The sequence below is a fragment of the Roseixanthobacter psychrophilus genome (assembly GCF_043195195.1).
In the GTDB taxonomy this organism is placed as follows: domain Bacteria; phylum Pseudomonadota; class Alphaproteobacteria; order Rhizobiales; family Xanthobacteraceae; genus NCEH01.
On sequence record NZ_JBAFWT010000003.1, the window covers coordinates 37,021 to 52,474 of the forward strand.

The window sequence follows — 15,454 nt, forward strand, 5'->3', positions numbered from 1 at the left end:
TATCCCGTGAAAGTCCCGCACTGCGGCGGGCCATGCTGGCTGTGCCGTCGCCGCGACGAGGGCAGCGGATTTGAGGCATCCGGCCGCCCGCCCCGCATCATCTGGTCCTGCTTGAACCACCTCCCCCTCGGAAAGAAGGCCATCGCCATGCCCCGCGCCGAATATGACCGCTACGAGCAGGATGCGTTGTCGCAAGCCATCGACGCAGGCGGCACTTATCTGCATGGCATAGGGCAGATGGACGTTTCGCAGCTCGATGATGTCCAGATCATCATCTTTGCGAAAACGATCATCGACACCTTCGGCAAGGCTCTTGCCGAGCGGCTCCAGAACCTGGAGCCCGCACGCTGATGGTCGCGATCTGCCCATGCTGCCGGCAGGCAGTGCCAGACACCGGCTTACTGGTGAGCCTCGAAGTCAACGAGGCAACGCGCTTCGGCGCGACAATCAAGCTTTTGCCCCAAGAGGCAAAGTTACTTCACGAACTGAGTGCCGCGGCTCCCGGCCCATCCAAGTATGATGACCTTTATTATTCGCTTTATGGGTATTGTCATGGCCCTGAGGACCCGAAGGCGGTTGTTAAGGTGGTAATGTCCAGGCTGAGAAAAAAGAGCGCGCCGCTCAACGTGCGGATAAGCGCGGTGAAGTCCTGCGGGTATCGCTTGGAGATTTTGTAATGCCGTCGTTGGGGCTGGATTTTGATGCGACGGCTATTCCCTATTTCGGGTCGGAATTCGAAGGCCTTCCCGATCTGCCGGCGCTTGCCGAATTGCGCTCCTATCGGCAATGGGTCTGCTGGAGATGGGAGCGCAAAGAGACCAAGACCGGCGTCTCGTGGACCAAGCCACCAATAAACCCGATGTCGGGCTATGGAGCCAGCCATAGCCAGCCGCGGCACTGGTCGACCTATGAGCGCGCCGAGGCCGCGGTAGATCGCTACGAGATGGCCGGCGTCGGCTTCGTCCTGACCGAGCCCGATCCGTTCATCGGCATCGACCTCGATAAGTGTCGCGACCCCATGACCGGCGTCATCGAGCCATGGGCGCTCGCCATCCTTGCGCTGGCTGAAACCTATGCCGAGGTGAGTCCCTCAGGCACGGGCGTGCGCCTTATTGCACGCGGCGGCATCGAGAAGGCCACCAAGTGCGACCCCGCCCACGTCGAGATTTACGCCGCCCAGCGTTACCTGACGATCACCGGCCGTCATATCGAGGGCGCTCCGACCGAGATCCGCGAAGCCGCTCAAACCATTTCCGCCCTCGTCGCGCGCGCCGCTGAGTTCCGACCCGTTCCCGCTCCACTGCCCGTGCCGGCCAGGGCTATGGCGGCGCGCACGTCATCGCCCATGGCGCCGTCGTCCGGTGGCGACTTCTTCCGGACGGTAAATGACCTGGCGCTTGCCAACCTCGATATGTGGGTGGGGCACCTATTCCCCGCGGCACGCCGGCAGAACGGGACGGGCGGCTTTCGCATCTCCTCCAAGATGCTCGGCCGCGACCTGCAGGAAGACCTGTCCATCACTTCGCAGGGTGCAGTGGACTTCGGCGTCGCGGACATGGGCGATGCCCGCTCGGGCAAGCGGACACCCATCGACCTTGTGATGGAGCACGGCGGCGCCCCCGACGCCACTGACGCTGCTCTGTGGCTCTGCGACCACCTGGGGCGCGACCCGTCCAGCCTGGGGTGGCAGGACCGATTGGAGCTGGAGCGCGAGGGCGCGGAGATCGCAGCGCGCCTGTCCGCGAATGACGACGGTACCGTGCACGACGAAGAGACCGGCGAGGTGCTTTACGACCCCGACGCCCCTACCAACACCGACGAAGAGTTCCCTGAACGCCTGACCTACGTGCCCGGTCTCGTCGGCGATATCATCGAGTGGATATTGGCCACCGCGCGCCGCCCGAACCGCACCCTCGCCCTGGGCGCCGCTCTCACCATCGTGGGGACGGCCATGGGGCGCTATATGGCTGGTCCCACGACATCCTCCACCGTGCTCTATGTCCTGGCGCTGGCGCCATCTGGAACCGGCAAGGATCACCCGCTCCAGTGCATAAAGCGCGTGCTCATGGCTGCCGGAATGGAAAAGTGCGTCGGCGCCGACGAGTTCGCGTCCGGCCCGGCGGTCATCAGCATGCTACGCCGCACAGCGCTCGCCGTTTGCCCCATGGACGAGTTCGGCAGCTTCCTGAAGCGCATCAACGGCCGCAAGGCGGGTGGCTGGGAAAGCCAGATCACAAAGCATTTCCGCACCATGTGGGGCGTCAACTACAACCTCTTCTCCGGCCAAGAACAGGCGGCGAGCCAGGGGCCGAGCATCAGCGCGCCGCACATTTCGATCTACGGCACAGGCATCCCCGAGGAGGTGTTCGCGGCGCTGGAAGGCGGCGATGTGATCAACGGCTTCATCAACCGCTTCGTCTATATGCCCGTCGTGTCGGAGATCGCGCCCGTCCGCCCCGCCGCGTCCATCTTTCAGGTGCCCAAGACCATCACGGATCGCTTGCGCATGCTGCACGGTGCCGGCGTCGAGCTGCGGCAAAGCCAGATCCTCTCATACATGTCGGCCGTGATCCCCGAGGTGCTGCCCTGGAGTGATCCCACCATCGAGCTGCAGCACGAGGCGATGGAAGCCGACATGATCCGCCTGGGAAGGCGGGACAAGGAGCTTCAGCCCTTCGTCGCCCGCACGGCAGAAATTGCGCTCAGGCTCGCGACAATCGTCGCCCAGGGCCGAAACACGATGAAGCCATCCCTCACCAAGGAGGATCTGGCCTGGGGCCAGGAGGTGGCGCTGTGGTCGTCCGTGAACATGGCGCGCGCCTGCGGCCTCTATATCGCGGACACCGAAGCCCAGGCCGACGCCAACCGCATCCTGCGCATCGTCAAGGATTACGGGGGTAAGGCGTCGCGGCGCATGATCCTTCAGCGCCTCAAGCATCGAATGAAGGGTCGCGATCTGGAGGACGCTATGAAGTCGCTTTTAGAAAGCGGAGCGCTTGTAGTGCTTGGGGAAAGCAAGCCGGAGAAAGGCGGAAGGGCAGTCACTTGGTACGGAACGGGGAGTTAATATGAATTACAATTTATGTATTGCCCGTTCTTCTGGCACGTAGTCGTGGTTGGTTTATTGTATATAACTGGAGGCGGCACGTATTGCTGCCCCCCTAAAAGGGAATGACGGTATCTGGCCGTTTCCATGACCACATTGATACGTCATATAGTACCAAGTCACAGGCCCCGGAAGAGCGTCAGAGAACAAGCCGCCCGGCTTGCTGTAGCTATCAAGAACCTGATACGGCCCAGCGCACGCGTTTGTTGCTTGTTGGTAGCATTCTGTTGGGGACTGGCTGCATTTTGAAATCTGCATTGGCTTGCCAGATGGACCAATAATACCTGTCTGAGCATAGGCGGAACAGACGGATAGCGCGAAGAATGCAGAAGTAAGAAGCGGAACGATCTTCATAGCCACCCCCAGCCGACGTGCCATGCAGGCATATTCGGGCGGCACCATATACCGCACGTTGCGGCATCTCAACCGGCGGGGACTCGACTCATGGCCGCGCCAGTCAATGAAAACGGTCTTCAACAATCTCGCCTTCAGAAAAAACACCCCTCTTTAATTCACGAATATTCTGTTCACTTTGCAGCGATTTGAACAAATCATTCATTTTAGACACGCTTTTAAAGAATAAAATATGTGTAATCCCATTTTGAATATATGATATTTGAAAATTACCCTCCCCATATACGCTGTGCTTTGGATACTTGTGCTTATAAAATGCATTCCTAAGTCGATAATATCTATCATCCTTCGAACGCAACGCTTGAATTAAAAGAAGAGTTACCAACGGAAAAGCGCCGACCAAGGAAGTAAATATACTATTCCAAAAATAACTCATTTCAGAAACTCTGAAATCGCGTGCCTAATTGCTTCCGGTCGCGTTGGCTTTGGGTCAGGCTGCTCAGCGATCCAAGCGTCAATCAGCGCGAGGTCGTGTGGCTGTAGCCGGACTTGCACAGGCACACCCTTGCCGGTCGCGGGCCGGCCGCGCCCCCTCTTTTGTGGTTGCATTTTTTCTGTTGTCGCGCTCATTTATTTATGCAACCATAGAAATCAGGCCGAAGCAAGCGCTGGAACGCAAGCCTCGGCCCTAACCCCAAGCGATGGACAGAACCCATGCTTCAGGCTGTTTCAATCAATACCACGACCCTGCCCGGTACTGAACCGATGACCATGTCAAGTCTGGATATCGCCGAGTTGACCGGTAAGCGCCACGATAATGTGATGCGGGACATCCGCGAAATGTTGGAAACACTGAAAGAAGGGGGTGTCCTCAAATTTGAGGACACCCCCCAGAACCCCCAGAACGGGCAGCGCTACCCCGTCTTCCGCCTCCCCAAGCGCGAGTGCCTGATCCTCATTTCGGGCTACAGCGTCGATCTGCGCGCTCGGATCATTGACCGGTGGATGGAGCTTGAGGCGGCTGAGCAGGCGCGGATTGCTCAGCCCTCTCCGCAGCCGTTTCCGCTCTCCAGGCTGGAGCGCTTGGTTCTAGAGCATATGGCCTTGGTTGACGGACATCAGGCTCGCAAGAACAAGGTGATCGACCACTTCTCGACCTATCACCCGCGGCTGCAAGCCTCGATCGCCGTCGAGACCCTTATTCGCCTCGGCGCGCTGGTTGAATTCAGGGCATCGGTAGGCATACAGGGCTCAGCCCCCTATTTCATTCGCATGACTACGCCAGAGGGGTGGCTGGCTTTGTCGCGGGCCGACAGCGACGCCCCTTATAGTTTCCTCCGCCAGGCCCCGTGGCCCGCGCCAGTGACGGATAATGTCCCCCTCGCCGCACAGCCGCAAAGGGTGCCATGCCCGGTTCTGCCCCTAACCCAGGCGGCAGAGGCCACACTTCGCGCTGACGGCTCGCCAGAGGCTCGTGATGCGGCAATCACGTCCATTGAAGAGCTGATCGCGCAGCAGGCGCCCACGAGCCTGTCAGGTGCCCTGTATCATGTCCGCCTCATGCAGGAAGCCGTGGACTTGATTTCCTCCTGGGTGCCCAGCGACAGCAAGGGGGCCAAGATCTGTGAAGCGCAGGCCCGCATGGTTACCCGTATGGGTGACGGTATCTGCGATGCTCTCAGCGCCATGGGCGGACAGCTTCCAGCGAGCGTCCAGGCGCACCATTCCAGGCCCAGCCGGGCGTAGCTTTGGTTTGACTTGATTGCAGCCCTGCCTCCTCCGTGGTGGCAGGGCTTTTTTATTGCTCCGGGCTTCCCCCCGCCGTCCACAGCACGAAGGCAATGCGCACCAGGGCATAGATGAGAGCGGGGATCGACACGCCCAGGCCAGCGGCCGACACCTGATATGGCAGGATCGGAAGCGCCTGAGAGACGAACGCGAGCGCGTTGAGCGCGCTCGACATGGACAGCGTGCCGCCGATGGCTGGTCCCGCATAGCGCCAGACCTTCTTGCGAACGGCCTCTGTGCTGCCACACAGCATCGCGGCCTCAGCCGCCAGGAAGCCCATGTCGATGCCGATGGCCATGGCCCAGCATTCGACGGCGCTCGCCTGGGTGACGATGTGGATGCCGTGCGAGAGATGCGACAGGGACAGCCCCGTCAGCACCACGGCGACGCTCGCAGCGCCCACGGAAGCCGAACGCTGGAGCCGGAGCTTCTTGCGCATGGTCGGCCGCACCGCGGGCGCAGGAGCCGGCTGGGGAGCGCGCTGGCGCCCCCTGGGGAGGGTAGTAATAGCGGCGGTCATGGCTGATTTCCCTCCTCGTCCTTGATTTCGATGTAGATGATCCAGAGCCACCCATTGAGGGTGCGCACGCGGCCGTCTTCGTCGTCACGTACGCGGAACTTGCCGTCGAAGTCCGTGATGTCGTCGATCAGTTCGCCCGTGAGGACGTATTCGGTGCACTCTGCACGGATGCGGGTGCCGGCTGGGTATGGAGGTGTCATGGCTTCGCGCCCTCCGCTTTCGCGATGGTCTCGCGCACCAAGTCGAGTGTCCCTGCGCCGTTGACCAGATGAGCGATGATCGGGCTTTCCATCACAAAATGGGCGCGCTTCAGCGCCTTCAGCATTTCGGCGTAAAGGTTCATCGCATGCACAAATTTCCGCGCCTTATCGGCCTCGGCAAAATGTGCCGTGGCGTAGTCTGTCGTTTCACCAGGGGCGAGAACAACGGTATAATCTTGTCCTTCATGGACTTCGTAGCACTTCATCTGTTCAGCCCTCCTTCCGGGCGAAGCGCGGGTGGAAGCTGTTGCCAAGCCGGCCCGTGGTGCGGTCCAGGCAGTTGACGATGCCGGTGAAGTCGTGGGTGAAGTTGAAGTCGTCGGCAGCCAGGAGCCGCTCGAAGTCCATCGGGCAGCCATTGGCATGGGTGGCTACGAGGTCCATCCACCTCTGCTGGCAATCCTTCCAGTATTCCAGGCTCTTAGCGCGTTTCGTCATGATGCCTAAATCAGCGGCCCGCTCTATGATTTTTCGGATCAACACATCGTCCTCTGGCGTGCGCTCGAAGCTGATTTTCGTGATAGCGGTCATGTGTCCTCCTTCGCCCCGAAGGGCGTTCAATGCGGTGTGGTGGGTGTTGGTGGGCTATTAGGTAGGCGCCCGATCATGCCGCCCGTGGTGGGAGCGACATGGGCTGGCGTCAGCCGAAGACGATGCCGGATCGCACCGCGTGGTCGAGGCATTCGATCTGGTAGTCGAGCCCCAGCCAGTGCCGGGGCTGGGTCGCGATGATCGCGCACGCCACTGTGGCGTAGGTCTCGCAGCTCACCGCCTCGCCCTCGAACAGGCTGGCGAGGATCGCGTCGGGGTCGATGGGACAAATGACGTGGGGGTTCATGTCGGCCGGTGCTCCGTTTTCTCTCTGCACCCATCAATACTCAACTCTGAAAAGTAATGCAATAAAATTTTCGAAAATCTAAAATCTTTTCACTGTTGGGTGCCCGACCGATCGAGTGGGATGGCCTTTCAAACCGCATCCACAATCGACGAATTTAGTCTCAATCGACGGTCGATTGTTCTCCCCGGACGGCTACAATCCACAATCGACGTCTCAGTCGTTTCTCTATATATTACATACATATATATATGATTTATAGCGATTAAGCGATTGAGTGGTGAAAACCGGAGCAGTGTCATAATTGAAATATTATTGCGCGAAATGGGCTACCCTCTGTATTGGAGGTCTTAATCGCTCGATCGGTTATCAGCCGTTATTTCACACTGAAATTGTGTATATAGTTGAGAACTCGACGTATCGATAAGTTTTTCGATAAGCAAAAGCCTTTCGATTTGCGATAATATTTTTCTGTTGCTTGGTTTTTGCCACTCAGCCAATGTTCGCCTGAACAAAATTTCAGGTTTTCAGCGCGCAACCATGGCTAGCCCACACAACACCCCCGAAAATTTCGGCATCTCGACCAAGCGGGCCGTGTTCGTGCGCGAGTACCTGATCGACCTGAATGCAACGCAGGCCGCCATTCGCGCTGGTTACAGCCCGAAGACGGCGAACGAGCAGGCAGCTCGGATGTTAGCCATTGCAAGCGTTAAGGAAGCCGTTGCTTCCGCGATGCGTGAGCGCGAGGCCCGAACCGAGATCACACAGGACCGTGTGCTTCGCGAAGTCGGTCGCCTTGCGTTCCTCGACATCTCCGGTGCGTTCGCCGAGGACGGATCGCTGAAGGCCCTGGCCGATATGGACCCGGAAACGCGAGCCGCCATTGCCGGACTGGAAGTGTCCGAGCAGGTCGACGCGGAGGGCAACTTCGTCGGGCACCTGAAGAAGATCAAGCTCTCCGACAAGATCGGCGCGCTCACGCTCCTCATGCGCCACCTGGGCATGCTGAACGACAAGATCAAAGTCGCCGGCGACGTCGAGAACCCGCTGACGCTGTTGGTCAAGAGCATCCAGGGCAGCGCAGTCAAGCCCATCGCCAAGCCGCTCCCCGACGATGGGGGTATGTGATGGCCGATCCTGTCCTCATCCCCGGCATGGCGCACTTCGCAGGCACAGGACCGCAGGGCGAAACCTGCGGCTCCTGCGAGCACCACAGGCCGGCAGATCGCCGATGCGCACAGTTCGCCCGGATGATGGCGAAACGCGGCCCTGCGGTGTCCGAGGGCGCTTCAGCGTGCCGGCATTGGGCCACGTCCACCCGTGAGCTGAAGCCGGTCTACGATTTCGGAGGCTCAAAGTGACCTCCATCATCCTGCGCAAGATCGCCTCCCCGCTCCCCGGCGATCCCGACACCATCGTGATCGCCCTCGGGCCGTGCTGCATCATCCGCGGTCAACGCATCGCGCATCTGTCGCCCATCCGTCTTCGCCTTGCGATGCTATTGCTCGGTGCCAATGGGCAAGTCGTCAGCCGCGCGGACCTGTTCGACGCGATGTACGGCGAGCGCGAGGACGGCGGCCCGTTCGAAAAGATCATCGATATCAACTTGGTCCCGGTTCGGCGCGCCCTGAAGCCATTGGGCGTCAGCGTGGTCACCCGTTGGGGCCGTGGCCTCGAAACCATCATCAATCCAATCGCGAACACCTCGGCGGGGTGGGTCCTGCCGGTCAGCGTGGGGGTCGGTGCGAAAGATCAGATCGGGCTCCGTCGAGGGGATCGTCATACCTGTCAATCTGATCAGCCCACGCAAGCTTTCGAACAGGTGCCGGTATGAGCACGTTCTTCCGTCGCCAGTGCCCGCAGTGCGGCAGTGTCTCGGTCTCCATGGTGGACGTGAGGATTTATGCCTGCGACCGCTGTGGGCATCGCGCCAAGACATTCCCGCGCACGACCGATATCATCGGCGAAATGTATGGCGACCGCCGGGAACGGGTGAACGGCCGCGTCATGCCTGCGGAGGGTGCGGAATGAGCATCCCCCACGACTTCATCCCAAATTCCGATGACGCGATGGCGAAGTGCCTTGCCGATCCGATGTGGCGGCTGTGCTCAGGACAACTCTACTGGATCATGGTCAAGTCGGACACTGGCGAAGGCACACGCATCCGGTTCAAGCCCAACCGTGCCCAGCGCCGTCTGCTCGCCTCGCTCTGGCATCGGAACATCATCCTCAAGGCGCGGCAGCTCGGATTTTGTCTCGACCCTTCCACGCGGGTGCTCACGGCCGATCTTCGATGGGTGCGGATCGACAGCCTGAAGGCAGAAGACGAGGTGGTCTCGGTTGATGAGCACCCGCCAGGAGGACGAGGATCGGCGCGCAAGATGCGCACGGCGACCGTTCAGGCCACGGCCATCGTCAAGCGCATGGCGCATCGCATCACGTTCGATGACGGGCGAACTGTCGTCTGCACAGATCAGCATCCGTGGCTTTCGCGAAACGGTGTCATGCAGCCGAAATGGCGCAGCATCTCCGGCACCGGCAACGTTGTAGAGGGGCGGCTGAAGCCCGGAGTTGAGGTTCGATGGATCACCAAGCCATGGGACGACGCGGCTGCCGAAGATGGGTGGTTCGGTGGCATGCTCGACGGCGAAGGGTCCACGGCGAAACGCAATGTTGCTGCCTCGATCAACGTCAGCCAACGCCATGGCCCGGTGTGGGACAGGCTCGTCCGATATGTCCGTGAGTGCGGTTACAATTTTTGCGTCGAAGATGACGTGGCTGAGCGCCCGAGCAAATTTGGCCGCGTTCCCGTTCCGAAGTTGGTCATCTGCCGCATGGACGAGATGTTCCGGCTTGTTGGCCAGACGCGGCCGACGCGGTTCATCGGCAATCGCTTCTGGGAGGGGCGCGAACTACCCGGCAAGCGGAACGGCGGTGTCGGCTGGTCCACCATCGTCAGTATCGAACCGCTTGGCACGCAGGACATGGTTGATCTTCAAACATCAACCGGGACTTACATTGCTGAAGGGTTCGTCTCGCACAACACGACGCTGATCTGCATCCTCTGGCTGGATCACGCCCTGTTCAACAGCGACCAGCGCTGCGGTGTCATTGCCCAGGACCGTGAGGCGGCCGAGGCAATCTTCAGGGACAAGGTGAAGTTCGCCTACGACAACCTGCCGGACCACCTTCGCGGGACGATGCCGCTCGCGCGGGACAGCGCCACCGAGCTTCTATTTGGTCACAACAACTCGTCCGTGCGCGTCGCGACATCCATGCGGTCAGGCACCATTCACCGCCTGCTGGTCAGCGAATACGGCAAGATATGCGCGAAGTATCCCGACAAGGCGAACGAAGTCGTCACAGGCTCATTGCCCGCCGTGCCCCTGGACGGCATAGCCGTAATCGAGAGCACTGCTGAAGGTCAGGCCGGCGAGTTCTACAATATGACCAAGAAGGCCCAGGCACTGCACCAGCAGGCCAAGGACCTGACGCCGCGCGACTATCGCTTCCACTTCTTCGCGTGGTGGGCGAACCCCGAATACGAGATGGACCCGCTCCTCGTCGTCATGACGGCGAAGGACCACACCTACTTCGACAAGATCGAAGGCGAGATGATGGTGACGCTGAGCCTGCGCAAGCGGGCTTGGTATGTCGCCACGCGGGATGCGGACTTCTCCGGCGATCCCGAGAAGATGTGGCAGGAGTACCCCTCCACTCCCGATGAAGCGTTCCAGATTTCGACCGAGGGAAAATACTACGCGATCCAGCTTGCCAAGGCCCGCCGCGACGGACGCATCGGAAAAGTTCCTTTGGTGCAGCACGTCCCGGTCAACACGTTCTGGGACATCGGCGCCCACGACGGCACCGCCGTTTGGCTGCACCAGAAGGTCGGCCAGGAGCATCGCTTCATCGGGTTCATCGAAAATTGGGACGAGCCCTACAGCACCACGATCAAGGCGTTGCAGGACCTCGGCTACGTCTGGGGAACGCACTATCTGCCGCACGACGCCACGGCCAAGCGACAGCAAGGCCACCGTGTCGCGTCGCCCGAGGAGATGCTTGCCGAACTGACGCCCGGATGGCGTTGGGAAATAGTCCCGGTCGTGGACGAGGTGCAGCACGGCAGACAGATGGTCCGCGACATCTTCGGGCAGTGCTGGTTCGACGAGGTATTTTGCAAAGCCGGCCTCGAACACCTCGCGATGTACTCCAAGGAATGGAACGCGCGCCTCGCCAACTGGACGGACCAGCACCGCAAGGACGTCCACACCGAGGCCGCCGACGCCTTCCGCCAATTCGCCCAGGGATGGAGCGAGCCCGCCGTGCGCGCGGGCCAGCGCCCCAAGCGCAGACGAGGGATGGCAGCATGACCACTCAGACCACCTCATCCAAGAAGCGGGCGCAGGAGTTTGCCGCCTTCGATAGCCTGCCACCCGACCTCCGTCGCGCCATCCGCGAGCAGCCCGACGACATGTCGGTGATCGAAATCGCAGATGGCATTCGTGACGGAGAATTCACTGCCCAGGCGATAGCCGAAATGCTCACCCGCATGGCGCAGGACGGGGTGCGGCCATGAACGCGCCTCGCGACATCATGGACGACCTCCAGGCCGTCATGACCGACTCCAAAGCCCCTACGGAGCAGCGGTCGCTTGCCCAGCGCGCGCTCAGCGAAATCGAGCAACTGCGCGCTTTCAGAACCAATTGGATGGGCCGCGAGCCTCCCAAGCAACGTGTGCACCGGAGGTGATGCGAGATGGTCCCACGATACGACCTCGACCTGACGAAGGTCCAGTTTCAGAAGACCTATGGCGACATCACGCTCTACGGAACGTGGTTCGGCAAGGATCGGCGTCCCGCCCTCGTCTTGATGCCCACCTTCCGCATTGGCGAAGTCCGCGTGACGCCCTGCGTCGTGCCGCTTGCGACTGCCTTCCAGTGGGCGCCGGAGACCGGCGCCCCGCGCCATGCCGCCCGCATCTCCCGGATGTTCGCGGAGAGCCTGGGCCTCTCGCCGCACAATCCGATGACCTGCATGCGCATCACCACGATCATCCGCGACCACATCGGCGACCTGATTTGCATGCCGCCGAAGCCCGACGACAAGGTTGCCGTGGCCGACATCATCCGCACCGACGAGCACGGGCGCCAGCACCACAGCGAGGTGACCGAGAATGTTTGACGATCATCAGACCAGCGCGATGGACCTTCGGGACGCGCGCGTCAAACACGACACCCCCGAGGCGCGCCTCCCCGCTGACACCGGCCCATCCCTCAAGCGCAATCGCCTCGACGGCCCCGACATGATGGCGCTGCATGGCCGGCTCATGAGCTGGCATGAGAATGAACTGGCGCGACAGCAGCCCAACCGCGCCGAGCAGGAACAAGACGAGGACATGTACGACAACATCCAATGGGACCCGAAGGATGCCCAGGATGTGAGGGACCGCGGGCAGGTACCGCTCGTCTACAACGTCCTTTCGAGCATGATCGATTGGGTGCTTGGCACCGAGAAGCGGGGGAGAACCGACTTCAAGGTGCTGCCCCGTCGCAAAGACGCTGGCAAGCCAGCGCAGCGCAAGAGCGAGCTTCTAAAGTACCTTTCGGACGTGAACCGCACTCCGTTCCACACGAGCCGCGCATTCGAGGATGCTGTGAAGGTCGGCGTCGGGTGGCTGGAATGCGGCGTTCAAGATGATGACGACGGCGAGCCGGTATATGACCGCTACGAAAGCTGGCGCAACATCCTCTGGGACAGTGCCGGCACCGAGATGGACTTGAGCGACGCACGCTACATCGACCGTTTCAAGTGGGTGGACGAGGATGTGGCGAAAGCCTTGGTGCCGAGCCGGGTAGGCGCCATTGAAGAAGCCGTAGTGAACGGCCCCTATTATGGCTACGACCTGATAGATGGGGACGAGGCGTCGGACTCTCGTGAGGACTACCTCATGAGCACGACCTCGCTCACCTCATCGGCCTTCGCCTATGCGCGCCGCCGCGTCCGGCTGATCGAGATGTGGTTCCGCATGCCGACGCGGGTCAAGCGCATACGCGGCGGAGACTTCAGCGGAGAGATATTCGACCCGCACGCGGACAACCACCGCGAAGCCGTTCAGTCGGGCCAGTCCATTGTGGTCGAAAAGGTCATGATGCGAATGCACGTCGCCCTCATGACCACCAAGTCGATCCTCTACCTGGGCGAAAGCCCGTACCGGCACAACAATTTCCCCTTCACGCCGATCTGGTTCAAGCGCCGGGGGCGCGACGGCATGCCCTACGGCATGATCCGTGGCGCCAAGGACATTCAGCAGGACATAAACCGCCGCGCCGCGAAGGCGCTCGCAATCCTGTCCATGAACAAGGTCATCATGGACGAAGGTGCTGTGGATGATTTGGACGAGTTTGCCGAAGAGGTGGCTCGCCCGGACGCGATCATCGTCAAGAAGTCCGGCAAGGAACTGACTATTAACGCCGACCGCGAGCTGGGCGCAGCCAATCTGGAAATGATGTCGCGTTCGATCCTGATGTTGCAATCTCAGAGCGGCGTCACCGACGAGTTGATGGGACGCACGACCAACGCCAAGAGCGGAGTGGCGATCCAGGCCCGGCAGAACCAAGGATCAATGGCCACGGCTGGGCCGTTCGACAACCTGCGCTTCGCGAAGCAAATCCACGGCGAAAAGCAGCTTTCGCTTGTTGAGCAGTATTTCACCGAGGAAAAAAGCTTCCGCATCACGAACATGCGCGGTACCCCGGAATACGTCACCATCAATGATGGAATGCCGGAGAACGACATCGTTCGCACAAAGGCGGATTACATCATCAGCGAGGCGGACTGGCGGGCATCTGTTCGACAGGCGCAGACTGAAGAGCTTCTGGCGCTCCTACAGCAGCTTGCCCCGGTTGCCCCGCAGATCGCTCTGATCTTGCTCGACCTGTTGGTTGAGGAGATGGACATCTCCAGCCGCGACGAGATGGTGCGCCGTATCCGAGAGCAGACCGGCATGCGCGATCCCGATGCCGAGGAGCCGACGCCAGAAGAGCAGGCAAAGGCCCAGGCGGCAGCCGAGCAGGCGGAGATGCAGAAGCGCATGGTCATGGCGCAGATCGCCGAGAAGGAAGCCAGCGCCCAGCAGAAGGCGGCGCAGGCTGCCAAGACCGGGGCCGACGCGAAGGCGGTGCTCGCCACCATGGCTGGGGCCAACGTCGCCAGCCAGAAGGCCGCGCTCGAAACCGCCCTGATGATGCTCTCTGCGCCGCCCGCCGCCCCGGTGGCCGATGGCGTGCTGCACGAGGCCGGCTTTGTCTCGCGCACCGAAGACGAGAATACGCAGGCCGCCCTCATGGCCGCCGCGCAACAGCAACAACAGGCCGAGCAGGCGCAAGCCGCTGCCCAGCAGCAAGCGGCCCCGCCACCTGACACGTCCCAGCAGCAGCAACCCCAGACGCAACCCCCGAGCATGTGAGAACGATCATGGATGAAGACCTCAAGTTGACCGCAGCCGAGCTTGCGGACCTGACCGAAGAAGAGCGCGCCGGCTATCTTGCCATGGAAGGCGAGCCCGACGCGGGAACCGCTGACGATGCCGGCGCGAAGGAGCTCTTGAAGGCGGATGCCGAGGCTGAAGCGGCCGACGCTGGAGCGGGCGAACAGGATGACCCCACTGCCAGCCCGAAGGCCGACACAGGAACGGAAGAGCAGGCAGCCGCGGCAACCGAGCCGGAGGAACTCCCGCATCATCAGGTGCCGCTCATCAAGGCCGACGCCCCCGAGGATGCCCAGGTGCAGCTCGATGCCATCAAGGCGCGCAAGGCCGAGATGGTTCAGAAATTCGACGACGGCGACATGTCGGCGAAGGAATTCCAGGCTGGTGTTGATGCGTTGGCTGATGAGGCGGACGCGATCAAGCAGTCGCTCTTCAAGACCCGCATCTCCCAGGAGATGGCGCAGCAGCAGGCTGAACAGCGCTGGGTGGACGATGTGCGAGACTTCGCCACCGCTCACCCCGAGGTGCGCAAGAGTGAGCTTCTCTGGGGCGCCTTTGATGTCGCCGTTCGGAAGATCACCTCGGACTCTGCGAACGCCAAGCTGTCCAACAGCAAGCAGCTCGAAATGGCGCACAAGTTGTTCGCCGAGCAGATCGGGATTGCCACCACCACGGCCGTGCCGAAGTCCGACCCCAAGCCGGAACGGAAGGTGCCTCCGACGCTCGCCAAGGTTCCGGCCGCAGATATCTCGGAGACGGACAGCGGTGAATTCGCCGCCCTGGAACGTCTGGCCGCCGCGAACCCGGATGCCTACGAGGCAGCCCTCAAGAAGCTGAGCCCTGAAAAGCTCGACCAATACGAGCGCGGCCTGCGCTGATCAGGGGGCTGTCATGATGAAGTTCGATCTGCGGGTAGGCGAGCGCCTGGTGATTGGCAACACCACCATCAGGCTGGAGAGGAAGACAGGGCAGCTCGCCTGCCTGGTGGTCGATGCAGCGCGCGATCTTGTCGTGCGCCGAGAGCGCGCGTCGTCCGAAGACAAGGGCGAAGTGAAAATCGACCGAAAGATGATTTGAAAATCGCTTTCAAGTCGAGTAACGT

At 61.1% G+C, this 15,454-nt stretch carries 19 protein-coding genes; 14 read left to right on the forward strand and 5 right to left on the reverse strand.

The window, feature by feature from the left end; genetic code table 11:
* Nucleotides 1–147 precede the first annotated feature (147 nt).
* The 4 genes from V5F77_RS04270 to V5F77_RS04285 all read left to right on the forward strand — a co-directional run bounded on the left by V5F77_RS04270 (nt 148) and on the right by V5F77_RS04285 (nt 5,206).
* Entirely contained in the window at nt 148–351 is a 204-nt protein-coding gene (locus tag V5F77_RS04270) for a hypothetical protein (RefSeq protein ID WP_429004089.1), read from the forward strand.
* Nucleotides 351–677, forward strand: a complete 327-nt coding sequence (locus V5F77_RS04275; RefSeq protein WP_429004090.1) for a helix-turn-helix domain-containing protein — start codon at nt 351–353, stop codon at nt 675–677. Before V5F77_RS04270 ends, V5F77_RS04275 begins: the two co-directional genes overlap by 1 nt.
* Nucleotides 677–3,067 (forward strand): hypothetical protein, encoded by a 2,391-nt coding sequence (locus V5F77_RS04280; RefSeq protein WP_429004091.1) that lies wholly within the window; start codon nt 677–679, stop codon nt 3,065–3,067. Before V5F77_RS04275 ends, V5F77_RS04280 begins: the two co-directional genes overlap by 1 nt.
* 1,107 nt (nt 3,068–4,174) lie before the next feature.
* Nucleotides 4,175–5,206 carry a Rha family transcriptional regulator gene (locus V5F77_RS04285; RefSeq protein WP_429004092.1) on the forward strand — a complete coding sequence of 344 codons (1,032 nt, stop codon included), beginning with the start codon at nt 4,175–4,177 and terminating at the stop codon, nt 5,204–5,206.
* Between the two features lie 52 nt (nt 5,207–5,258).
* Here the strand turns inward: V5F77_RS04285 and V5F77_RS04290 are convergent, their stop codons facing one another.
* The 5 genes from V5F77_RS04290 to V5F77_RS04310 all read right to left on the reverse strand — a co-directional run bounded on the left by V5F77_RS04290 (nt 5,259) and on the right by V5F77_RS04310 (nt 6,866).
* On the reverse strand, nt 5,259–5,687 hold the full coding sequence (locus V5F77_RS04290) for a hypothetical protein (RefSeq protein ID WP_429004093.1): 429 nt from the start codon (nt 5,685–5,687) through the stop codon (nt 5,259–5,261).
* Nucleotides 5,688–5,764: 77 nt separating this feature from the next.
* Entirely contained in the window at nt 5,765–5,968 is a 204-nt protein-coding gene (locus V5F77_RS04295) for a hypothetical protein (RefSeq protein WP_429004094.1), read from the reverse strand.
* On the reverse strand, nt 5,965–6,234 hold the full coding sequence (locus V5F77_RS04300) for a hypothetical protein (protein WP_429004095.1): 270 nt from the start codon (nt 6,232–6,234) through the stop codon (nt 5,965–5,967). The genes V5F77_RS04295 and V5F77_RS04300 overlap by 4 nt, the downstream gene beginning before the upstream one ends.
* 4 nt (nt 6,235–6,238) lie before the next feature.
* Nucleotides 6,239–6,559, reverse strand: coding sequence for a DUF6874 family protein (locus V5F77_RS04305; protein WP_429004096.1), 321 nt, complete (start codon nt 6,557–6,559; stop codon nt 6,239–6,241).
* Nucleotides 6,560–6,668: 109 nt separating this feature from the next.
* Nucleotides 6,669–6,866, reverse strand: coding sequence for a hypothetical protein (locus tag V5F77_RS04310; RefSeq protein WP_429004097.1), 198 nt, complete (start codon nt 6,864–6,866; stop codon nt 6,669–6,671).
* A gap of 537 nt (nt 6,867–7,403) precedes the next feature.
* Between V5F77_RS04310 and V5F77_RS04315 the strand changes: the two genes are divergently transcribed.
* The 10 genes from V5F77_RS04315 to V5F77_RS04360 all read left to right on the forward strand — a co-directional run bounded on the left by V5F77_RS04315 (nt 7,404) and on the right by V5F77_RS04360 (nt 15,429).
* Nucleotides 7,404–7,991, forward strand: coding sequence for a terminase small subunit (locus V5F77_RS04315; RefSeq protein ID WP_429004098.1), 588 nt, complete (start codon nt 7,404–7,406; stop codon nt 7,989–7,991).
* Between the two features lie 229 nt (nt 7,992–8,220).
* Nucleotides 8,221–8,697 carry a helix-turn-helix domain-containing protein gene (locus tag V5F77_RS04320; protein WP_429004099.1) on the forward strand — a complete coding sequence of 159 codons (477 nt, stop codon included), beginning with the start codon at nt 8,221–8,223 and terminating at the stop codon, nt 8,695–8,697.
* Nucleotides 8,694–8,894 (forward strand): hypothetical protein, encoded by a 201-nt coding sequence (locus tag V5F77_RS04325; protein ID WP_429004100.1) that lies wholly within the window; start codon nt 8,694–8,696, stop codon nt 8,892–8,894. The genes V5F77_RS04320 and V5F77_RS04325 overlap by 4 nt, the downstream gene beginning before the upstream one ends.
* On the forward strand, nt 8,891–11,236 hold the full coding sequence (locus V5F77_RS04330; protein ID WP_429004101.1) for a hypothetical protein: 2,346 nt from the start codon (nt 8,891–8,893) through the stop codon (nt 11,234–11,236). Before V5F77_RS04325 ends, V5F77_RS04330 begins: the two co-directional genes overlap by 4 nt.
* Complete coding sequence (locus V5F77_RS04335) at nt 11,233–11,442, forward strand: hypothetical protein (RefSeq protein WP_429004102.1); 210 nt, start codon at nt 11,233–11,235, stop codon at nt 11,440–11,442. Before V5F77_RS04330 ends, V5F77_RS04335 begins: the two co-directional genes overlap by 4 nt.
* Nucleotides 11,439–11,615 carry a hypothetical protein gene (locus V5F77_RS04340; protein WP_429004103.1) on the forward strand — a complete coding sequence of 59 codons (177 nt, stop codon included), beginning with the start codon at nt 11,439–11,441 and terminating at the stop codon, nt 11,613–11,615. The genes V5F77_RS04335 and V5F77_RS04340 overlap by 4 nt, the downstream gene beginning before the upstream one ends.
* A gap of 6 nt (nt 11,616–11,621) precedes the next feature.
* Nucleotides 11,622–12,047 carry a hypothetical protein gene (locus tag V5F77_RS04345; protein ID WP_429004104.1) on the forward strand — a complete coding sequence of 142 codons (426 nt, stop codon included), beginning with the start codon at nt 11,622–11,624 and terminating at the stop codon, nt 12,045–12,047.
* Nucleotides 12,040–14,331, forward strand: a complete 2,292-nt coding sequence (locus tag V5F77_RS04350) for a portal protein (RefSeq protein ID WP_429004105.1) — start codon at nt 12,040–12,042, stop codon at nt 14,329–14,331. Before V5F77_RS04345 ends, V5F77_RS04350 begins: the two co-directional genes overlap by 8 nt.
* An 8-nt stretch (nt 14,332–14,339) precedes the next feature.
* Nucleotides 14,340–15,230 (forward strand): hypothetical protein, encoded by an 891-nt coding sequence (locus tag V5F77_RS04355; protein ID WP_429004106.1) that lies wholly within the window; start codon nt 14,340–14,342, stop codon nt 15,228–15,230.
* A gap of 13 nt (nt 15,231–15,243) precedes the next feature.
* A complete protein-coding gene (locus V5F77_RS04360) occupies nt 15,244–15,429 on the forward strand; it encodes a hypothetical protein (RefSeq protein WP_429004107.1) in 186 nt (61 codons plus the stop codon).
* Nucleotides 15,430–15,454: the final 25 nt, after the last annotated feature.